General features: G+C 59.2%; 21 protein-coding genes. 8 read left to right on the top strand and 13 right to left on the bottom strand.

Annotated features, from left to right (window positions below):
• The first annotated feature begins 304 nt into the window (after nucleotides 1-304).
• Nucleotides 305-1,858 carry a YifB family Mg chelatase-like AAA ATPase gene (locus tag WCT10_05140; GenBank protein ID MFA6604186.1) on the top strand — a complete coding sequence of 518 codons (1,554 nt, stop codon included), beginning with the start codon at nucleotides 305-307 and terminating at the stop codon, nucleotides 1,856-1,858.
• A 68-nt stretch (nucleotides 1,859-1,926) separates the two neighbouring features.
• Here WCT10_05140 and WCT10_05145 read toward each other — a convergent pair whose 3' ends face one another.
• From WCT10_05145 to WCT10_05160, 4 genes are all read right to left on the bottom strand, one after another.
• Entirely contained in the window at nucleotides 1,927-2,310 is a 384-nt protein-coding gene (locus WCT10_05145; protein MFA6604187.1) for a hypothetical protein, read from the bottom strand.
• A 151-nt stretch (nucleotides 2,311-2,461) separates the two neighbouring features.
• Nucleotides 2,462-2,764 (bottom strand): hypothetical protein, encoded by a 303-nt coding sequence (locus WCT10_05150; GenBank protein MFA6604188.1) that lies wholly within the window; start codon nucleotides 2,762-2,764, stop codon nucleotides 2,462-2,464.
• Nucleotides 2,765-2,985: 221 nt separating this feature from the next.
• Nucleotides 2,986-3,285 (bottom strand): hypothetical protein, encoded by a 300-nt coding sequence (locus WCT10_05155; protein ID MFA6604189.1) that lies wholly within the window; start codon nucleotides 3,283-3,285, stop codon nucleotides 2,986-2,988.
• A 336-nt stretch (nucleotides 3,286-3,621) separates the two neighbouring features.
• Complete coding sequence (locus WCT10_05160; GenBank protein MFA6604190.1) at nucleotides 3,622-4,542, bottom strand: hypothetical protein; 921 nt, start codon at nucleotides 4,540-4,542, stop codon at nucleotides 3,622-3,624.
• A gap of 148 nt (nucleotides 4,543-4,690) precedes the next feature.
• On the opposite strand from WCT10_05160, the gene WCT10_05165 reads away from it, so the two are divergent.
• Entirely contained in the window at nucleotides 4,691-5,701 is a 1,011-nt protein-coding gene (locus WCT10_05165) for a DUF4349 domain-containing protein (protein ID MFA6604191.1), read from the top strand.
• Nucleotides 5,702-5,957: 256 nt separating this feature from the next.
• On the opposite strand, the gene WCT10_05170 is transcribed toward WCT10_05165, so the two are convergent.
• A complete protein-coding gene (locus tag WCT10_05170; protein MFA6604192.1) occupies nucleotides 5,958-6,212 on the bottom strand; it encodes a hypothetical protein in 255 nt (84 codons plus the stop codon).
• Between the two features lie 153 nt (nucleotides 6,213-6,365).
• Nucleotides 6,366-7,517 carry a M23 family metallopeptidase gene (locus tag WCT10_05175; GenBank protein MFA6604193.1) on the bottom strand — a complete coding sequence of 384 codons (1,152 nt, stop codon included), beginning with the start codon at nucleotides 7,515-7,517 and terminating at the stop codon, nucleotides 6,366-6,368.
• Nucleotides 7,518-7,981: 464 nt separating this feature from the next.
• On the opposite strand from WCT10_05175, the gene WCT10_05180 reads away from it, so the two are divergent.
• A complete protein-coding gene (locus tag WCT10_05180) occupies nucleotides 7,982-9,985 on the top strand; it encodes a sodium-translocating pyrophosphatase (protein MFA6604194.1) in 2,004 nt (667 codons plus the stop codon).
• Nucleotides 9,986-10,071: 86 nt separating this feature from the next.
• Here the strand turns inward: WCT10_05180 and WCT10_05185 are convergent, their stop codons facing one another.
• The 3 genes from WCT10_05185 to WCT10_05195 form a co-directional block, all read right to left on the bottom strand.
• Entirely contained in the window at nucleotides 10,072-10,509 is a 438-nt protein-coding gene (locus tag WCT10_05185; protein MFA6604195.1) for a hypothetical protein, read from the bottom strand.
• A gap of 125 nt (nucleotides 10,510-10,634) precedes the next feature.
• Nucleotides 10,635-11,081, bottom strand: a complete 447-nt coding sequence (locus WCT10_05190) for a hypothetical protein (protein ID MFA6604196.1) — start codon at nucleotides 11,079-11,081, stop codon at nucleotides 10,635-10,637.
• Between the two features lie 139 nt (nucleotides 11,082-11,220).
• Nucleotides 11,221-11,688, bottom strand: coding sequence for a hypothetical protein (locus WCT10_05195; GenBank protein ID MFA6604197.1), 468 nt, complete (start codon nucleotides 11,686-11,688; stop codon nucleotides 11,221-11,223).
• A 504-nt stretch (nucleotides 11,689-12,192) separates the two neighbouring features.
• Here WCT10_05195 and WCT10_05200 point away from each other — a divergent pair.
• Complete coding sequence (locus WCT10_05200) at nucleotides 12,193-14,415, top strand: HAMP domain-containing sensor histidine kinase (GenBank protein MFA6604198.1); 2,223 nt, start codon at nucleotides 12,193-12,195, stop codon at nucleotides 14,413-14,415.
• A 124-nt stretch (nucleotides 14,416-14,539) separates the two neighbouring features.
• Here WCT10_05200 and WCT10_05205 read toward each other — a convergent pair whose 3' ends face one another.
• The gene (locus WCT10_05205; protein ID MFA6604199.1) at nucleotides 14,540-14,863 is read right to left on the bottom strand and encodes a hypothetical protein; all 324 of its coding nucleotides are present in this window, start codon (nucleotides 14,861-14,863) and stop codon (nucleotides 14,540-14,542) included.
• A gap of 28 nt (nucleotides 14,864-14,891) precedes the next feature.
• Complete coding sequence (locus WCT10_05210) at nucleotides 14,892-15,248, bottom strand: hypothetical protein (GenBank protein MFA6604200.1); 357 nt, start codon at nucleotides 15,246-15,248, stop codon at nucleotides 14,892-14,894.
• A 171-nt stretch (nucleotides 15,249-15,419) separates the two neighbouring features.
• Here WCT10_05210 and WCT10_05215 point away from each other — a divergent pair, with 171 nt between their 5' ends.
• Both WCT10_05215 and WCT10_05220 read left to right on the top strand, forming a co-directional pair.
• Nucleotides 15,420-15,605 (top strand): hypothetical protein, encoded by a 186-nt coding sequence (locus WCT10_05215; protein MFA6604201.1) that lies wholly within the window; start codon nucleotides 15,420-15,422, stop codon nucleotides 15,603-15,605.
• A 70-nt stretch (nucleotides 15,606-15,675) separates the two neighbouring features.
• Nucleotides 15,676-15,879, top strand: a complete 204-nt coding sequence (locus tag WCT10_05220; protein MFA6604202.1) for a hypothetical protein — start codon at nucleotides 15,676-15,678, stop codon at nucleotides 15,877-15,879.
• Nucleotides 15,880-15,992: 113 nt separating this feature from the next.
• On the opposite strand, the gene WCT10_05225 is transcribed toward WCT10_05220, so the two are convergent.
• On the bottom strand, nucleotides 15,993-16,883 hold the full coding sequence (locus WCT10_05225) for a hypothetical protein (protein MFA6604203.1): 891 nt from the start codon (nucleotides 16,881-16,883) through the stop codon (nucleotides 15,993-15,995).
• 162 nt (nucleotides 16,884-17,045) lie between these two features.
• On the opposite strand from WCT10_05225, the gene WCT10_05230 reads away from it, so the two are divergent.
• Both WCT10_05230 and WCT10_05235 read left to right on the top strand, forming a co-directional pair.
• Complete coding sequence (locus WCT10_05230) at nucleotides 17,046-17,426, top strand: hypothetical protein (GenBank protein MFA6604204.1); 381 nt, start codon at nucleotides 17,046-17,048, stop codon at nucleotides 17,424-17,426.
• A gap of 32 nt (nucleotides 17,427-17,458) precedes the next feature.
• Nucleotides 17,459-17,944, top strand: a complete 486-nt coding sequence (locus WCT10_05235) for a hypothetical protein (GenBank protein MFA6604205.1) — start codon at nucleotides 17,459-17,461, stop codon at nucleotides 17,942-17,944.
• 103 nt (nucleotides 17,945-18,047) lie between these two features.
• Here the strand turns inward: WCT10_05235 and WCT10_05240 are convergent, their stop codons facing one another.
• Nucleotides 18,048-19,115, bottom strand: coding sequence for an aminopeptidase (locus tag WCT10_05240; GenBank protein MFA6604206.1), 1,068 nt, complete (start codon nucleotides 19,113-19,115; stop codon nucleotides 18,048-18,050).
• Nucleotides 19,116-19,195 lie beyond the last annotated feature (80 nt).

A 19,195-nucleotide genomic window follows, 5' to 3' on the forward strand; every position in this document is an offset into this window, starting at 1 on the left:
TCCGACCGAAAATGACGGACAAAAAATCTCCTTTGCGCCCTTCGATTACCCGGACGCATCCAAATGAAAGATCCGCGCGACGAACACGCGGCCGAAATGAATAATGAACTGCGGTCAGATCAGATCGCAACCGCGCCGCCATCATAAACGCCGGCCATCTGGCCGCTTGCGCTTTTTTCAGACCCATGTTAAGACGGCGCGGCCATGAAAAATACACGGCCAACAAGATCCAAAAAACAGTTCCAATCCTTCCGCCAAACTAATCCCTGGTGCGAGCTCGGCTCGCGCTTTTTTTAAATTTAGTATGAGCATCAAGACGCTTTCCGCCGCCCTGGTCGGACTCGACGCTGTGCCGATCGAAGTCGAAGCCGATATCGCCCAGGGGATGCCGAACTTCGCCATCGTCGGACTCCCCGACAAAGCCATTCAGGAAGCGCGCGAGCGGGTGAAGGCCGCGCTCAAGAACTGTGGCCTCCCTTTTCCGCGCAACCGGCTGACGGTCAATCTCGCGCCGGCCGACATCAAGAAAGAAGGCCCAGCCTACGACCTGCCGATCGCGGTCGCCATCCTGGTTGCCGGCGAATGCATTCCCGATCCGGGCGCGCGCAGCCCGCGTCGGTTGTTCCTCGGCGAGCTCTCTCTCGACGGAGCGCTCCGACCGATCACCGGCTGCCTGCCGGCCGCGCTGCTGGCTCTGGAGCAAGGCTTTGAAGAATTGTACCTGCCCGTCGCTAACGCCGCCGAAGCCGCGCTGGTGCTCGACAGTTCCGGAACGACCGGCTGCGGCCTGAAGATCTTTCCGGTCCCGGACCTGCCGCGGCTCGCGCTGCACTTGCGCGGCGAAAATCCGCTTGCGCCCTACGAGCCGACGGACCAACCGAGCGCGGTGGCCGCGTCCGCGGCTCCGGAGACCGACTTCGCGCACATCAAGGGCCAGTTCCAGGCCAAGCGCGCGCTCGAGATCGCCGCGGCCGGCGGCCACAACGTCCTCCTGTCCGGACCGCCGGGTTCCGGCAAGACGCTCCTGGCGCGCTCGCTGCCGACCATCCTGCCGGAACTCGCGCGCGAGGAAAGATTGGAGATCACCAAGATCTACAGCGTCGCCGGGCTCACCGGCCACGGCCGCCTCGTCGCCGAACGGCCGTTCCGCGCGCCGCACCACACCGCTTCCGGAGCCGCGCTCATCGGCGGCGGCACCTGGCCCCGGCCCGGCGAGGTCAGCCTCGCGCACCGCGGCGTGCTCTTCCTCGACGAGTTCCCGGAGTTCGCGCGCTCGGTGCTGGAGAATTTGCGCCAGCCGCTCGAGGACGGCGCGGTCACCGTCTCGCGCGCCCAGGGCTCGTTGCGTTTTCCGGCCAAATTCATGCTCGTGGCCGCGCAAAATCCCTGTCCCTGCGGTTTTGCCACCGACCCGGAAGCGACCTGCACCTGCCTGCCGGCGCAGGTCATCAAATACCGCAAGAAGATCTCCGGGCCGCTGCTCGACCGCATCGACCTCCACGTCGAGGTGCCGAAGATCAAGGTCGAGGAGATCTTCACGGCCGCGGCGGCGGAATCCTCCGACGCCATCCGCGTCCGGGTGCAGGCGGCCCGCGAACGGCAGCGAGCGCGCTTTGCCGGAACCCGGATCCTGACCAATGCCGAGATGAGCAATCGCCTGCTCAAGAAATTCTGCGCGGTGTCCGGCGAGACCGAAGCGCTACTGCGCCAGGCGGTCGAAAAAATGAGACTGACGGCGCGAGCCTACTACCGCACCCTGAAACTCGCACGGACCATCGCTGATCTCGAAGGCGCCGAAGCGATCGGTCCGAGCCACGTCGCCGAAGCGCTGCAGTTCCGCGAGCGGGCGCCGAATTAAAAAATACCGGCCAGGTTGGCCGGTACTGCGAAGTAGCGCTATGACGATGGATCGGGCGCGGCCGACCTCTAGACTTTCCGGCCGAGCAATCTGAGCAAGCGCTCGATCTCGCCGACGCGCTTGTCGACCTGTTCCCGCTCGACTGCCAGCTCCTCCCTGATCGTCTCGATCTCGACGAGACGAAGCAGATCATCGGTCAGTTGGTTCAGGTCCAGATCGCCGGACGCGTAACGCCGCAGCAGATGGAGGTCGGCTTCCAAGCTATTGATCTTGTTGCAGATCAGGCTTTCTTTCTTAAACATCTCTTCGGCGCACAACTCGCTGCCGTAAAGATCCCATTGCGACTTATTGGCGTCGCGCTTGTCGTGCAGCTCCTGGCGTGCAGCCCGCAGGTCGCTCTCGACCCGTTCGATCGCCCGCGACAACTCCGATGTGGACTGATGATTCGTCATTGCTTCCTCCTGTTTGTGGCGGTAAAGAACGCTCCTGTCTGCCGGGACGTTAGCATCAAGAATGATCGCGGTCAAACGCGGCCGCCAGCAAGCCGACAAAAAAACCGACGCCAGGAGAGCGTCGGTTCCAAGACTGTCGCAACGTCGGAGACTACTTGCTGATCGGATCGTTGAGAGCCGGCTCGCCGGTCTCAAGCGTGACCGCGGAAAGCAGGACTTGCAGGAAATCTTCCGGCAGACTGTTCGTGTGCCGCTCAAGAAGTCCGAGATAGTCGAGATAGGCGTGATCACTCTCGATGAGACCGAGATTCAGATTGCCACCGCTTCGCACGATGCGGACCAGCGTGTCCGGACTCTCCGCCCGGATGCGCCGCAAGGTCGACATCGCCGCCGCGCACACTACGTTCGGCACCATCGTTCCGGTCTTCAAGCGCACTTGCTCCAAGACTGCCATGGGATCCTCCTGAGTGATTGGTTTTGAGCTAGGGTCATTTCCTATCAATCATTCCATCTGGCGCGACACAGCCCTCTCCTCCGCCACGTTGTTATCAAGGTACGAAACAGCTTAGGTTAGCACTTTCAGCGCCGCCAGTCAAGATACACCGCCAACGCGCGCTATATATAAGGAAAGCCCGCCATCCTGAGGAGGACAGCGGGCTTAGAGACGGAGACGCGTCAGTTCACAGGATTGTCGATGCTGAGACCCTCGACGGTGGCCGACACGGCGGAATCGAAGACTTCCTTGAAATCCGCCTTGAGGTAGCCGTCGTCGCCCACCACGCCCATGACCGACAGGTAGAAGAAGTCGTGAGCGCTCAGGAGGCCGCACAATTGCTCGTGCGCGCAGGGTTGCAGGTGATACAACGCGAGCGGATTCTCGACCAAGATTTGGACGATCGTGTTGTAGGACGCGGCTACGACCGGGGCAGGCAGGATCACGCCGGACTTCAGGGTCTTGGTGTCGAGCTGTTGCATGGTTTTCTCCTCTTTTTGGAAATGGGGTGGACCCCGTTGGAACTGATAGTGATATCAAAGAACAAGTCATCATAGCAGAAAAAGGCGGTTTTGTCAATCCTGGGCCGGTCGCTACGGTCTGGAACATCCTGCGAGGCGACGGATGACTTATCTGCTCATACCGTTCTCGAAAGGAACCGGAGTATATTCCGCGGCCTATGACGCAGTCTGACCGCGAAGCTGGCGGACAGTTACAAATTCGCGGCTAAGGCCGCCACTTCTCGGCGCAACCCGCATGACCGCGGGTTACAAAAACCGCCCTGGAGATCAGGGCGGCAGTTCGAGATTCGTCAGCCTTTATTTTTTGAGCTGGACCTTGTGCAGCTTGTTCAGCTGCTTGAGGGTTTTTCGCAGCATGGCGAGCAGTTGGTCAAAATTCACGCTTCTCAAAAGATGCGCTTTGTCCTCAGGGTCGGCTTCGGCTTGAGCGAGAGCTTGTTCCAACCAGCGCGCACCGAAGGCCAACAACAGGTGCGAGGAAACGTGCGGATAGTTATGCTCTCCGAACGCCTGCTTGCCGGACTGGTAGTCCGTACACTCGTTTATCGCGTCCTCGAGCTCGGCGAGGAAACGACCACCTGCCTCGCCGTTCGGCCAGCCGAGCGGCTCCTCAATCATGTAGGCCATGAGCTGGCCGATCTCTTTCGGGAAGTGGAACTCTGGCTTGAACGGAACAAGAATCATACCGCTCAGGCCGAGTCGCTCTTCCTTAATGAGCTGGCGGCAGGCTTGCAGCACTTCGGAAATCTGGCGCTCCAGAAGCTCGGCGACGTCCTGTACATAAAGCATGCCACCATGACACTGACCGAGGTATTCCTGCTTCTCGAAGCGGATGAAGACGTCCATGACGGCATCCTTGAGCGGCATCCCCTCCCACCGTTCTCGGTACTTGGCCTGGACCTCATCGCGGACGAACTTGCGGACCAAAGCTTTGTGCGCGCACAGACTGGCGTCGTCGCAAAGCTCCGGGCCGATTCGTCCGGCGAGCAGGTCAGCGATCATCTCATCCTCGTTCTTCGTCGACTCGCGAATGAAACGCGGTGCGTCGTTAACGTCCTGGGCGTACTGACACTCACAGTACAGATAGGGCTCCGGCTCCATATCCGTAAAGGTCGGATTGGAGAGCATAATCAGGGCAACCTCGTGCCCCTTGGGGTTCCAGCGACGGAGCACCTCAAAGTGCAATCCGGTCTTCTCATCAACCTTGACGAAGTCCATGGGCATGGCTAGCTCCTTCAACTGTTGCGTTGGCAAAGAACGGTTGTCCGCACTTTAACTACCCGCAGCCCTCCTGTCAAAAGCCAGCGCCTCACGGCGGCAGGCCGAAACATGGTAAGATACCCTTGTAATTAACCTCAACTTATTTATGCCTCCAGCCGCTACTCCAGCCGCCTCGGCCGTCAAGCCTAAACGCCGCCTTTGGCTTTGGGTCCTGATCGTCATCGGCGGCCTCGTGGCCTTATCCGTCGCCGGTTTCATCGCTCTCCTGGTCATCATCGCTAATTCCGATGGCCTGACCTCGACCAACGGCGTCGTCACCCAGAATCTCATGATGAAATCGGGCGGCGCGGCCGGTTTGGCCATCTCGTCCGCTCCGGTCTTTGATACGGCCGAATCCGCCAACGAATCCTTCAGCCGCGGCGGCATGATGCCGCCTGTGCCGGTCGAGCCGCGCGCCGGCCAGACCGCCGCCGAAGTCGACCAGAAGATCATCAAGAACGGTTCGCTACAGCTCGTGGTCGATGATGTCTCCGCTGCCACCGCGAAGATCACCGCCGCCGCATCCGGCAAAGGCGGGTTCACCCAGAATTCGACCATTACGGAACGGGCCGACGGCACGCACTCCGGCTACATCACGATCCGCGTCCCTGCGGGAGATTTCGAAACCCTGATGGCCGAGATCAAGACTTTTGCCACGGCGGTCAAGAACGAATCTGCGAACGGCCAAGACGTGACCGAGCAGTACTCCGACCTCGAGGCCCAGCTCCGGAACGCGCAGGCCCAGGAAAAGACCTACCTCGCAGTGCTCGACAAAGCGAAGTCGGTCGAGGAGATCCTCAAGGTCCAGGATTATCTCGGCCAGATCCGCGGCACCATCGAGTCGCTCCAGGGTCGGCTGAAATATCTCAGCAACGTCACGTCCTACTCGACCATCAACGTCTCGCTCGAAGAGGAGCCGAGGATCCAGCTGCCGACCAAGGAATTCCGTCCGGGCACGGAACTGAAAGCTGCGGTCCAGACACTGGTTGCGTCCCTCCAGGGCATCGTGGTATCCATGATCTGGTTCGTGGTCGTCGTCGGCGGTTCGCTCCTGCCGATCGCCATCCTGATCTGGATCATCGTGCTCGTGGTCAAAAAACTGCGCCGGAAAAAATAACCCGATTTGCCAGGTGGGGACACTCTTGCCCTCAATACTTGGCTCAACCCAGCCAACCATTTCTGACCTGGGGACAGTCCCCAAAAAACTCCGGGCTCGCCAGGCCCGGGGTTTTGGTTCAAAAAATAAAAAACCGACCCTCAGAGAGAGTCGGCAGATACGTTCCGCTGAAAGAACTGGACGCCGAATGCGCGGCGAAATATGGAGGGTCGAGATGGTCGCCAAGCAGCAGCTCCACCCGACCGGCCGGCAATCTTCAGTTGGCACTCAACTGCCGCAGGATCACGGCCAACCGCTCCTCCAGGATCAGCTGATCCGCGGTCATGATGCCGCCGTGCGCTCCATACAAGAGCGGTGGCAGCAATTCCTCGCGCACCACTTTACCGGTCTTGGGCCTCACGACCCGGACGAAGAAACGCGGCGCGAACTCCTCGGTCACGAAGACTCGGAACAGCAGCCCGTCCTCGAAATGACGCCCGAACAGGTGCTTTTTTATCTTACGATTCGTCATGATCGCTTTCTCCTGTGGTTGGAAAGAACGCGGTTCCTAGAAATTAAACGAATCTTCAATATTTGTCAAAACTAGCGGCTGATCGCCAAAGAGCAACTGACGTCCGCGACTAAAAAACCGGACCTGAAGTTCAGATCCGGTTCTATTCCTGGCTTATTTGATGTAATCCAGCGGATTCAGTCGATGACTGACGCTGCTGGTCATGACCTCGAAGTGCAAGTGCGGTCCGGTCGAGCGGCCAGTCGAACCCAGAAGTGCGATGGTGTCGCCGCGGGTCACGACATCGCCGGTCTTGACCAATAATTTGGTGGCATGCGCGTAACGGGTGAAAAGTCCGCCGCCATGATCGAGCAGCACCATGTTGCCGTAACCGCCGCGGTTCCAACCCGCGAAGACCACCCGGCCACTCTCAACCGCGAACAACGGCGAGCGCATCGGGCCGCCGATATCCAGGCCGGTGTGGCCGCGCTTGTAGTATTGGGTGATGCGGCGCGAAGTCGTCGGCCAAAGCAGTATGCCTTTGGAGAGGCGGTTCGGATCCACGGCCACGTTGCCGATCTTGGGCGCGGCGACATACTGCGGAGTCGGCGGCAGCGGCAGCCGGCCTCCGGGGAGAACCAATTCGGAGCCGACCTGAAGACCGGTCGAGCCAGCGAGACGATTGTATTCGCTGATCTGGGCGGCGTCGCTCTTGTAGGTCTTGGCGATCTTCTCAAGCGTGTCGCCCTTCTTTATCTTATACAGGATGCCGTCGACTGGCGGGATGCGCAGTTTCTGACCGATGCGAATGAGCGCGCGCGCGCCGAGGCCGTTCGCCTGCAAGACCGTCGCCGTCTTCAAACCAAAACTCCTGGCGATGGTCTCGATCGTATCGCCATCAGCGACCTCGTGTTCGATAATCTCCGTCCTGGTCGGCACGAAGACCTCGGATGACACCACTTCGGGCTGGCTCCAGATGGCGTTCAGATACATGGCCACGCTCTCCTCATCCTCGTCGGATGGCATAGCCTCGTCTTCCGCGGTCGCGACGCCGACTTCTTGATTGGCCCCCTGGGCGCTCAGCGCCTGGCCATCAAGATAAGAGACGTCGTTCATCGGCTCGAACTGCTCCTCTGACTCCTCGATCAGCAGATCATCCTCGAATTCCAGGGTCAACTTGGAGATCAGACTTTTGTTGCCGTCGATATTGGTATCCTGGTCGCCGTTGCTGGCGTAAAGGTTGGTTGCGGTGATCAAGAAAGTCAGGATCAGGATGCCGATATTGGCCGCCCAGCGCCGGGTCAACAAAGTGTTGAACTTTTCCAAGCTTAAAATGTGAGTCCGGACGAACTGGCGGACCACCAAATAAAGCCGGTAAACCAAAGTCAGCAAAGGATGAAAAATGGCTCTCCATAGCCAAGAAAACGGTTTTTTGGCCGCAAAAATAAAGAAGGTTAAACACTTTTTTAAGGTGATCAACCCCCTAAAAGCCCCGAGGAGCAATTTAATTCCGAGTTTTTTAGCAAATCGCGGTATATGGGAGAATTAGGTTTATCTTGTTTGGCTCACTGAAAACTGCTGTATTGAGCCATATTTCCACCGTACTCCTACCTTGATTTCGTGTTAGACAGTGTAGCAAAGAACGGCTGAACGGTCAATATACCCGGTCGTCCGGCGGCGATCCGGACTGGATTGACAGAGCGGGTCAGATTTCCTATCATTTGGCGGTAACAAGTCGCGGATTTTTATTATTTTCTGCCGGTTTCCGCCCGGCCGCACGTTTCAGAGGTATGAACTATCCGCTTATACTGGCCCTCGCCGCTGCCGCTCTGGCTATCGGTTACGGAGCACTGCTCATCCGCTGGGTCCTGTCGAAACCCCAGGGTGACGAAAAGATGATCTCGATCGCGACCGCCATTCAAGAGGGCGCCAGCGCTTATCTCGTCCGGCAGACCAAGTCGGCCGCCGCCGTCGCCGCCATCATCTTCGTGCTGCTGCTCTGGAAGGTCAACGCCGTCACGGCCGTCGGCTTCCTCGTCGGCGCCGTGCTCTCCGGCCTCACCGGTTTCATCGGCATGCAGGTCTCGGTCCGCGCCAACATCCGCACCACTGAGGCGGCCAAGGGCGGTCTGGGCAAAGCGCTCATCATGGCTTTCCGCGGCGGCACGGTCACCGGCATGTTCGTCGTCGGTCTCGCGCTCCTGGGCGTCGCTGCTTTCTACGCCGTCACGCACGACGTCAACGCGCTCGTCGGCCTCGGCTTCGGCGGTTCGCTCATCTCCGTCTTCGCCCGTCTCGGCGGCGGCATCTTCACCAAGGCCGCTGACGTCGGAGCCGACCTCGTCGGCAAAGTCGAAGCCGGCATTCCGGAAGACGACCCGCGCAACCCGGCCGTCATCGCTGACAACGTCGGCGACAACGTCGGCGACTGCGCCGGCATGGCCGCCGATCTCTTCGAGACCTACGCCGTCACGGCCGTCGCCGCGATGCTCCTGGGCTCGCTCGTCTTCGGCTCCGAGAACGCCGTCCTCTATCCGCTCGCGCTCGGCGGCGTCTCCATCATCGCTTCGATCATCGGTAGTTTCGCGGTCCGCCTCAGCGCCAGCAAGAACATCATGGGCGCGCTCTATAAAGGCCTGATCGTCGCGGCTGGCGGCGCGCTGATCCTCTTCTATCCCGTCACCAAGTGGCTGATGGCTTCGAACGGCATCTACAGCACCAACCGGCTGTATCTCGCCTCGGTCGTCGGCATCGCCGTCACCGCGCTCATCGTCGTCATCACTGAGTACTACACTGGCACCAAATATCATCCGGTGCAGAGCATCGCCAAGGCTTCGGAGACCGGACACGGCACCAACATCATCGCCGGCCTCGCCGTCTCGATGCGCTCGACTGCCCTGCCAGTCATCACCATCTGCGCTGGCATCCTTTCGGCCTTCGCGCTCGCCGGCATCTACGGCGTCGCGGTCGCCTCGATGGCCATGTTGTCGCTCACCGGCATCATCGTCGCCATCGACGCCTTCGGTCCGATCACTGATAACGCTGGCGGCATCGCCGAAATGGCCGGTCTGCCGGAAGAGGTCCGCAATGTCACCGACCCGCTCGACGCCGTCGGCAACACTACCAAAGCCGTCACCAAAGGCTACGCCATCGGCTCGGCTGGTCTTGCCGCGGTCGTCCTCTTCGCCGCCTACACCGAGGAGCTGAAGAAGCTCGGCGCGGACCTGGTCTTCTCGATTTCTGAGCCTAAAGTCCTCATCGGCCTCTTCCTCGGCGGCCTCATCACCTATCTGTTCGGCGCCATCGCCATGGAGGCTGTCGGCCGCGCGGCCGGCGGCGTGGTCGAAGAAGTCCGCCGCCAGTTCCGCGAGATCAAGGGCATCATGGAAGGCACCGCCAAGCCGGATTACGCCCGCTGCGTCGACATCGTCACCAAAGCCGCCATCAAGGAAATGATCGTCCCGGCTCTCCTGCCGGTCGTCGCTCCGGTCGTCGTCGGCCTGGTCTTCAAGGATCAGCTCGGTCCTGAGGCCTTGGGCGGCATGCTCGTGGGCGCCATCGTCACCGGTCTCTTCGTGGCCATCTCTATGACCACGGGCGGCGCCGCCTGGGACAACGCCAAGAAGTACATCGAGGCCGGCCATCACGGCGGCAAGAAGTCCTTTGCGCACCAGGCTGCGGTCACGGGCGACACCGTCGGCGATCCTTACAAGGACACCGCCGGCCCGGCCATCAACCCGATGATCAAGATCTTGAACATCGTTGCGCTACTCATCGTCGCGCTGATGGTCTGATCAGATGATCAGATTCTGGAAATAGAAAAAACCGGTCCGCAAGCGCGGGCCGGTTTTGATTCGTGCGAGATCGGCGGAAGCTGAGGTTACTTCTGCGCCTTGATCCGATAATTGTGCTCCCCGTTGCGTTCAATGACGATCTTCGCACCACGGGGAAAGCCGATACTGTGGGTCTCGTTTGTCAGCACGCAAACTTGGCCATCGTCGAAGTGGATGATCGTCGTCAAACGATGGTCGGTGCTGGGCACATACTCGGCACGGTCGAATGCGCCTTGGGCCACTCTATGCCAGGTCACAAGCCCCTCCTCGTACTGCATACCCATTGTTACGATCAGGGCAATGAAGCCACCGAGGAAGACAGCGCAGAAACCAACAGCGCTCGGGTCACAATTGTGAATAAAGACGTTGTCGTAAAAGCAAACACCAGCTATTACGATCCCGAGGAGTGGGCCGAAAACGATCGCCGGCAGCGGCTTGGAAGCCGCTTCGTGACTGGAAACATCCGAACGCTGATCAGGCTGCATGATTTCCTCCTTTGAAAGGAACCGCCAGCATCTTGTCAGTTGATAAACAGGATGTCAAACATAAGAAAAACCGGTCCGCGAGCGCGGGTCGGTTTTGATTCGTGCGAGATTGACAGAAGCTGATGCTACTTCTGCACCTTGATCCGATAATCGTACAGCTTGTTGCGTTCGACGACGATTTTCGTGCCGCGGGGAAAGTCGATGTCGTGGACCGCGTCTGTCAGCACGCAAGCCCGGCCGTCATCGTAATAGACGACTGTCGCCAGGTGATGATAGCGGCCGCGCGGCACGTATTCAACGCGGTCGAAGACGCCCTGGGCCACTTCCTGCCAGTCCGCGGCCAACTTCTTCTCTGTACGATCGGATGACTCGCCCCCGGAGCTGGCAAGGGTGACAATAACAAAGATGGCGCCAGAGAGGGTCAGGGCGATGTCAAGATCGCCGATCAAAATGCAGATGCCGAAGGCGATGCCGCCCAATACGATCCCGACGCCCAAGCCGATGACAATCACCGGCAACGGCTTGGCAGCCGCTTCTTGACTGGAAACATTCGAACGCTTATCAGGCCGCATGATTTCCTCCTTTGAAAGGAACCGCCAGCATCTTGTCAGTTGATAAACAGGATGTCAAACATAAGAAAAACCGGTCCGCGAGCGCGGACCGGTTTTGATTTCGTGCGAATGAAGGAACTGGCGGTGCGGCTGCTAGCGGCTACTGCTGCACCGGCGCGATCTTTTCGATCTCGATCGTCTGGACGTAATCACATCCGCCCTTGCCAAGACGATACTCGTCAGGGGAATCTTCACAATAAACGCTCGCGACTGGCAGCCGTTTCCAGATGACGCTGACGGGTGTTCCCGCAACGATTCCGTTGACCGATGACGGATCAAAATGGCTGTCAGTGAGGCAGGAGCTGCTGTCGCGGAAACGCAGCAGGGTCTGGATGGTGTTTGCGGCGCCATACGTGCTCTGGGTCACGTATTCGACCCGCTCCAACACACCGCGGCAATAGACGCCGCGCTCGACCAGCTCCTGCTGGCACTGTGCTTCGGTCTTTTCGATCGAGCTGCACTTTTTGAACGTCGGTGTTGTGGACACCGATTGACAGCCGACCAAGGGCAGACAAAACATCGCCGCCGCCAAAGATATCTTCGCCAAACGTTGCCGATTACGGACCATCGTCTCCTCCTTTGTCAAAGTACCGCTGACACCTTGTCTCACTGGTAATAAAATGTCAATCATAAGAAAAAACCGGTCCAGCCAGTCCCTCCGTTCGCGAACGGAGGGACGAGCGTGGGTCGGTTTTAGTTCGAGCGGATGAGAGACTATTCGTAGGAGACAAAGAACCGATGCGTGCGACGCCAACGATGATCACGGGTGCTCCAACGGAGACGTAACCGCGGCTTGCCGTCGATCAGGACCGCGTACGGAATGACTTCTTCACCGGAAGATAATTTCCATGCATCCTCCCACTGCTTGCTGCGCGTGGTATAATATATTCAAATATAATCGAGCGGACTCTCTTATTCGATCAAGATCGCCATCAAGGCTATGTGGCATCAAATACTGCAAACCACGCTCTTTTTTCTCATCGGGGCAAACCCGTTTTTAGCCTTGGCCGGCCTTATTTTATTGTTCACGCACGGTCCGCGCAAGTGGACCAGAAGGGTCTTTTTCGGCTTTTTGTTCCTGTTCACCGCCTTCGCGTCCTACGTGCTGCTCGCGATCGGCGAAACTCTGGCGGCGCATGGCGCCGTGGAATTCGGCCGCCAGGTCATTCAATTCGAGATCGACATGATGTTGCCGTCCGGTCTGGCGGTGGCCCTGTTCGCGTCCGAGCTTTACCTGAAACGTTGGCGCACGACCGTGCAGGCCTCTTCGCTTCTGGCCGCGGTCACGCTGTTCTTTTTCGTGACTTTGCAGCGGCAGCGCGATTTTTCGCCCTACATCATCGGCTCCCTCTATCCTTCGACCCGGCCTGATGATGCCGCCGCGGCTTATCTGCCGCTGCTGTTCGGCATGCTGTTCCTGGCCGTGAACGCCGCCATAAATTATAAACGCCATCATTTGGGACGCGATCTGATCCTGTCGATTGTCGGTTTCCACACCTTGTTCGTTACGATCTTCGGAGCGATCACCAGCGCTACGCTTTCGCCGATTACGATGGCGGCAGTATTATTGCTCCTTTTGACGCAGCAGGCGCTCATGGTGATGGGCGTCCTGTCAGCGGTGAGCGATGACAAGGATCTCGTTGCCAGCCCGTCTTTGTTCATTCGCCGCAGCCTGACCGCTAAAGCGGTACTGTTGTTTGTTGTCATATTGTTCATTTTTGTTTACGCATCAGCCGCAGCTGGCGCGATCCTGTTCACCGGAATTTCCGACCGGAGGAGCGACAGCAATCAGGTGTTGATGTTGAATCAGGAAGTCGGTTATTACAGTTTGTTGGTTGAAGACGCGACTGCGGTCGCCGAGAATGCGCTGATCAACACGTCTATTTCCGGCCGGGTCAAGGAGTGGAATGTCGAACGCCTGACTGGTGAAGAAAAGCCGGCGGCCGGCGGCGCGGAGATCAAGCAAGATGCCCGGGGGAAAGCGGTCTTGTCGGTCGCCATGTCCGACGAGCGCGGTGAAACAGTGCGTGTTTCTCGTCCGTTGGAGTTCGCCTCCGGTGTCGCGGATTATCGCGATAGCGGCGGCATCCTGGCATTGGACGGCAGTCTGATCGAGTCTTACGGCGAGGTTCCGAACTCGGCTGATCTGAAGGCCATCACCGGCGCTGTCTTGCAGTACGGCGTCGTGGTCAGCGGCTCGACCTCTTCCAGTTTTTCTTATCATGTGGCCGTCTTGCGGTCAGTCCTGGATGGGCGCCCGGATGCCTATGTTTATACGTATTATTCGCAGGAACAGCGCGATCGCGAGACGGTTTCGATCCTGGTCACGGCTTTGGAAATAGGTTTTCTTCTGGGTTGGTTCGCTTGTCTGCCGTTGTTCTTCGGCTTGCGCAAACTGCTTGTGCCGCTGGCACGGTTGCGGCGGGCCGCCACTTCCGTCCAGACCGGAGATTATAACGCCTCCGTGGACGGCGCTGTCAGTTCCGACGAGGTCGGCCAGCTGATCAACGTCTTCAATATGATGTCCGCGGCGATCAGGGAGCGCGATGGACAACTGCGCGAAAAGATCCGCGAGCAGCGGGATTACATCAATTACGTCGCCCACGAGCTCAAGACGCCATCCGGAGCGGTGAAGTGGGCTCTGGAGATGCTGCTGGATGATTGGGACAGCATGACGGTTGAATCCAGGAAAGACATGGTGCGCCAGGCCAGCATCACCAATATCCGGATGATCTCCGTGGTCAATGAATTGCTGGAATTTTCCAGGCTGGAGCGCGGCGCCATCGTCATGAAGCCGGAAGAGGTTGATATGGCGGATTTGATCTCGACGGCCATTGAGGAGGTCCGACTCAATCATGCTGACCAGAACATCAATCTGCAGTGGCAGAAGCCGGCAGACGCTTCTTTCCAGTTGCGAACCGACGGCAAACGGGTGACCCAGGTACTGATCAACATCATCGGCAATGCCGCAAAATTCTCGCCGCATGGCGCCGCCATTGATATCAGCCTGGCGGAAGAAACTATTTCCGGCGTCCGGCGTTTGCGCGTGGATGTGGCCGATCACGGCATCGGCATTCCGAAAGCCGAGCAGGAGAAGTTGTTCGGCCGGTTTTTCCGGGCTTCGAATGCCGTGGATGCCAGTATCGAGGGCACTGGTCTCGGTTTGAATTTGTCGAAACGGTTCATCGAGATGTTGGGTGGCGATATCTGGTTCGAGTCAGAAGAGGGCAACGGCAGCCGTTTTCATATCGCGCTGCCGCTTGATCGCACGGTGGAAATCGATCTGGGCAAGTAATGGTCGTGATTTTCAGAGGGCATCTGGCATAAAAGACCGCTCGCAACAGCGGTCTTTTTGCGCCCGCTCCGTCCGTGTCGATCATTGCTATAAAAAAACGGACGCAGTTCGCGTCCGTATCGCTTTACTTCTTTCCGTATCGCCGCAGCAGCTCTTTCGCATGCGCGAGGGCCGCGTCGACCTCCGCGCGGTCGAGCGGATGGTCATCGTAAGATGGCGTGAGATGTACCGGACCGCATGACTTCCGGCATAGCTCCGGATAGGCCTGATGGTAGCGGTCGATGTCCTGGGGCGAGTGGAAGCCCTTGCCGGCGCAGACTGGGCATTTTTCTTTCGCGTCGTTCGCGTTCGTGTCTTCGCCGGTGCCATCGCAGGCGAAACAGTGCTGGTGTCCGGCCGGGACCGGTCCGGTCGGGCCGAAAGGAACGAGAATGGGGTAGTCGGTCATGGCGTGCCTCCAGTCAAAATACCGCGAGCTACTTTGGCGTCCGGGGCGAACGGTAGTAGTCGCAGCCGGGTATCGGCTTGCCGGTCCAGATCGGCAGCGTGGCGTAAAAACGATTGAGATCGAGATTGCGCTTGGCCATGAGCAGGACTCGCCGGCGAGCGGCGATATCGCAACGGCGCCAATAGCGCCACCACGGCGTTCGCTGGTATTCTTCGTAGGCTGCATCGGCCAAGTCGCCCAATTCTTCGGACGTGTGGTTGCGTTGCAGTTGCTGAGCCAGTCTCATGTCGTTTTCGAAACGGCGTCGATGCACAAAGAACCCGGTGGCCGTGAGCACGACCACATTGCGGCCTTCCTCCGGCAGATGTTTGCTTCCGTATTTCATGAAAAGACCTCCGTTCAGCGAAAGAACTGTCCGATCGGTACTTTAAGACATCAAGCTGAAAATATCAAACCAGGACCGGGTCGGCGGCCGAAGCCGCGAGCCGGTTTGACGAAAGTCGCCGGATAGCGGAAACTGTGAGCGCCCGAACAAACTCAAGGAAGGAGGATGACGATGCAAGTCGAAATCCAGATGTTCTGGCAGTCCCAGCCGTTGCTCCTGGCGAATGTCCAGGATACGTTCCAGCAAGGCGATCTTTATTGCGTCAAGCTGTTCGATGGCGCCATCCAAAAGTTCCCGCTGCAGCACATCTATCGCATCATCGAGTATCCCATTCCGGGCATGGTCGCGAAGCGGTAGGTCGTTGACAGTTCCGTCCGGCGGCAGTAGGATCACGCGTCCTTTCAACTGCCAGTCCGAGGAGGTTCGCATGCGCTCATTGAGTCTCGAAGAGAACGAAGTGCTCAGTTTCATCCGCGCCAACAGTTGCGTCTCCGTGCGGGACGTCTGCGACGTCAGCTACGCGGACGAAGCGGTTGTCGATCGCATCCTGAAGAAGCTGATCGATCTCCGGCTCATCCGCGAGACCGACGCCGGCCTCGCGCCCGCCGATTCGGCCGCTGCCGACGAGTGATCACGGCTGCGCGCTGCTTCCGTCAAACGCCTGAATCCAGGCGTTTTTTATTTGCCGCATCAAAAAAAACACCGCACCAGAGTTGATGCGGCGTTCGGCGCGAGCGGCGGCGTTCAGCGCCGGCCGCGGATCCGGCAGAGGCGCTCGATGTCGGCGGCGGCATCGCGGAGGCCGAGGTCCTGAGCGATCGCCAGAGCGTCGAGGTTGGTGTTCGTGAATTTCAATCGTTCGACGACAGCGCTGTCGATCCTCGCGAGTTCTGCGAAGAACCAGCTGGTCTGGCCAAAGTAATCAGCGAAGAGCAGGTGTCGGGCCGCGTCTGCGCCCAGGCGGCGTCCGACAAGCTCGATGAGGCCTTGGACGAGCCGGACCTGGACCGGGTAAGGATGGTCGTTGATCAGACAGGCGGCCAGGTTCGGTTCGACCAGGTCGGTCTCGGCGATGAGCCGGCGGCGGATCTTGGCGGCGATGACCTCGGTGAGTCCTTCGTTGAGATCCCTGAAGGACCGTTTCGGTCGCTCCCACCCGCCATCGTCGATCATGATTGAGAGACCGCTCTGCATGAAGACGGTCGCCCGATCCTTGCCGAGTTCCGGATCGATCACAGCCCGGAACGAGGCGAGATGCGCCAGCTCGTGAGTCAGATAGCGCAGGGAGTAGGAGAGCAGGATGAGCCGCGGCAGGTAGACGTGTCCATACGTCATGAGAGCCTGACCGTGGCCCCGCCATTGCCGGGCGAAGGCGCATTCGCTTTGGATGTGCACGTGCGTCGGGTCGAGCCGCGCGGGATCAAGGCCGATCTCGCGCCGGATGTCGTTCAGGATCGCGAGTGTTTTTTCGATCGCCCGGTTTTCCTGAGCGGTCTTCGGCAATTCTTCTTCGGGTTCGGCCAGGAGTCCGAGGAGCTTGAGGATCGTCTCCCCGTCCAGCGGGTCGAAATCCGTCCGGTCGATCGTGACGAGGCTCGTTCGCGGGTCGCATTCGCGGGCGATTCCGGTCGACATGACAACCTCCTATTTTTTGGTGGGAAAGGAGCAACAGACCAAAATGCCCCAAAAACGGGATTTTGTCAACGGTCGGCTGCCGGGTCAGGATCATTGACAGCGCGGCAAAAATATGAATAAATGAAGCGAAGTTCTTTGAATCCGCCAACCCGGAGGTGTTCCATGGATTTTCTGATCTCTTGCATCGTCGCGGTCGCAGTGATCGCAGTGATCGTTCTTGCCGGATACGTCATCTTGGCCGTCGCGGCCAGGTTTCAGGATCCGGAGCTGTGTCTGTGGCCGAGCATCACCCGCTGCCGACTCTGTGAAAAACTGGTCTATGTCTGGCAGAAGAATGAATTTCGCGACTACGAGATCGAGATCCGGAATCCGGGCGGCTTGCCCGAAGAGCTGTTGGCCGGCGTCTCGGCGCGAGGGATCGTCCATTGCCGCTGCCAAGGCACGCCCAAGGCCACCTTCACGGCCTATGCGGCTCCAGGCCGCGAGCGGCCCCCGGCGCGGCAGACGGTCCGTCGGTTGCGATCGAACCGCTGCGATAATTAGATCGTTCCTTTCACCACCACCAGGAGGTTATCATGAAGGTCGGAGAATCTGGCGCTGAATCGATAGGGTTGTTGGCTGTCGTGCGCGAACCTACATCATCGCCGCGGCTGGAAGATTGCGCTATCGTCAGGCGGTCGTTCTTCCGCCGGAAATACGGTTGCGGCCACCGCGGCCCCAAACTCTTCGCTTTCTCGATCTGGGGGAGCGAGGTCCGGCTGATCGACGAGTTTCTGTTGCAGAACGAGGAGTGTCCGGTCTGCTTGCTGACCCGCTGGCAGCCGCAGATCATCCGCTGTCCGGATTGCGAACAGCCGATCATCCCCGGCGATCCGGTGGTCCTGCCCTGCCGCGACGAGCGCGATGACGGCAAGGATTGGCTTGTGGTCGTACCCGGAGATTCCGGCGGCGACCAGGTTGTCTGCTGCCCTTGCGGCGACAATTGTCTCGGTCTCAGGGGCCAGTTCAAATGGAACGGCAGTGCGGTCGAATTTCCCCGGACGGACAAGCCTGACAAGTGATCGAATTCTTACGACAAGATCCGCCCGTGCGCGGATCTTTCTTTTTATATAAAAGCGCCGGCGGCAGAGGAGCCGCGCGGCGCGATTTTTTGTCCGAAAAAGATCATTGACCGGTTAATTCCTCGAGTCTCTCGGTCGGTCGGTCGCTTTTAGCGGCCTCTCTCGCGAGTCCGAAGAATTTTTTCCAGTCGCCGTCGGCATAGGCGAACGCGCGTTCGAACGGAACGGTGTCGGCATAGGCTAAGTGGCCGATCATGACGGCGTTGTTGAGTGCGCGGAGTTCGGCATTCCGATAAGCTTCGGTCCGGAACCCAGAGCGAAAGGCCAGGAAATCCGAGTGCATCCCTGAGAAGAAGGCCTGGCGCGCGGTTTCGAGGTCGGCGGGGCGGCTAGCGTAGAGCTCTCCGAGTTTCAGGGCCGCGGCGCGCATGAAGTCGTCGTAGCGCCGGCTGTCGGCGATGTCGTCGCGGAGCGCGGCCACGCGCAGGTCGTCGGCGCTGTACTTCCTGATCAGGAAGTCGATGGCGCCCTCGCGGCCGACGAACTCGGCCAGCGATTCGTTGAACTCGGTCTGGCCGGCGGCGAAAACCGTGCCATGCGCGAGTTCGTGGATGACGAGCATCGCGATCTCGCTTTCGTCGAGTTCGAGCATCAGCGGCAGGATCGGATCCTTGAACCAGCCGAGCGTGGAATAAGCGAGCGCCGGACGCAGGTAGACATCGTAGCCTTCGGCCGCCAGACGATCGCGCTCTTTTTTGGCCTTGCCTAGGTCGAAGTAACCTTTGTAGGCGACGCTGCCTACGACAGGGAACCACCAAGTGGCCGGTTCGAGCCGGTCGCGGTAGCTCGCGGTGACGACGTAGGCCAGAGGTTCTTTCGGGCCGGGATAGTAGGTCGTGTAGTTGTCCGAACTCCCGAGTCCCAGGTCGCGTTCGGCGAAGCCGCGGATCCGCTGGATGTCGCGCAGCTTGTCCTTGTCGGCGTCGCTCAGATCATCCGAAGCCAGCGCTTCCTCCAGGCCGATCGAGTCGTAGGTGAGCCGCAGTTGTCCGGAGCCGATATGCGCCAGATAGCAACTATTGAGAACCGTCAGGCTGATGATCGTGAGCAGGGTGGAAAGGGCTCTATGACGGACGATCCCGAACCGCAGGTCTTCCGAAAATAGCCTCATGATAACCTCCAGATCCATTGTCAAAGGACTGCTGAGTCAACCTTAATGAGGTCGCCGCCGGGCGTCAAGCGGGAAAAATC

Source organism: Patescibacteria group bacterium, from assembly GCA_041667185.1.
Taxonomy (GTDB): domain Bacteria; phylum Patescibacteriota; class Patescibacteriia; order SG8-24; family SG8-24; genus JBAYFM01.

Coding starts and splice junctions, on each gene's coding strand:
- WCT10_05150 (MFA6604188.1), bottom strand. CDS start 2,764: ATGGCAGTCTTGGAGCAAGTGCGCTTGAAGACCGGAACGATGGTGCCG.
- WCT10_05195 (MFA6604197.1), bottom strand. CDS start 11,688: ATGGTCCGTAATCGGCAACGTTTGGCGAAGATATCTTTGGCGGCGGCG.
- WCT10_05185 (MFA6604195.1), bottom strand. CDS start 10,509: ATGCAGCCTGATCAGCGTTCGGATGTTTCCAGTCACGAAGCGGCTTCC.
- WCT10_05170 (MFA6604192.1), bottom strand. CDS start 6,212: ATGACGAATCGTAAGATAAAAAAGCACCTGTTCGGGCGTCATTTCGAG.
- WCT10_05165 (MFA6604191.1), top strand. CDS start 4,691: ATGCCTCCAGCCGCTACTCCAGCCGCCTCGGCCGTCAAGCCTAAACGC.
- WCT10_05190 (MFA6604196.1), bottom strand. CDS start 11,081: ATGCGGCCTGATAAGCGTTCGAATGTTTCCAGTCAAGAAGCGGCTGCC.
- WCT10_05215 (MFA6604201.1), top strand. CDS start 15,420: ATGCAAGTCGAAATCCAGATGTTCTGGCAGTCCCAGCCGTTGCTCCTG.
- WCT10_05180 (MFA6604194.1), top strand. CDS start 7,982: ATGAACTATCCGCTTATACTGGCCCTCGCCGCTGCCGCTCTGGCTATC.
- WCT10_05235 (MFA6604205.1), top strand. CDS start 17,459: ATGAAGGTCGGAGAATCTGGCGCTGAATCGATAGGGTTGTTGGCTGTC.
- WCT10_05240 (MFA6604206.1), bottom strand. CDS start 19,115: ATGAGGCTATTTTCGGAAGACCTGCGGTTCGGGATCGTCCGTCATAGA.
- WCT10_05220 (MFA6604202.1), top strand. CDS start 15,676: ATGCGCTCATTGAGTCTCGAAGAGAACGAAGTGCTCAGTTTCATCCGC.
- WCT10_05160 (MFA6604190.1), bottom strand. CDS start 4,542: ATGGACTTCGTCAAGGTTGATGAGAAGACCGGATTGCACTTTGAGGTG.
- WCT10_05210 (MFA6604200.1), bottom strand. CDS start 15,248: ATGAAATACGGAAGCAAACATCTGCCGGAGGAAGGCCGCAATGTGGTC.
- WCT10_05155 (MFA6604189.1), bottom strand. CDS start 3,285: ATGCAACAGCTCGACACCAAGACCCTGAAGTCCGGCGTGATCCTGCCT.
- WCT10_05205 (MFA6604199.1), bottom strand. CDS start 14,863: ATGACCGACTACCCCATTCTCGTTCCTTTCGGCCCGACCGGACCGGTC.
- WCT10_05225 (MFA6604203.1), bottom strand. CDS start 16,883: ATGTCGACCGGAATCGCCCGCGAATGCGACCCGCGAACGAGCCTCGTC.
- WCT10_05230 (MFA6604204.1), top strand. CDS start 17,046: ATGGATTTTCTGATCTCTTGCATCGTCGCGGTCGCAGTGATCGCAGTG.
- WCT10_05145 (MFA6604187.1), bottom strand. CDS start 2,310: ATGACGAATCATCAGTCCACATCGGAGTTGTCGCGGGCGATCGAACGG.
- WCT10_05140 (MFA6604186.1), top strand. CDS start 305: ATGAGCATCAAGACGCTTTCCGCCGCCCTGGTCGGACTCGACGCTGTG.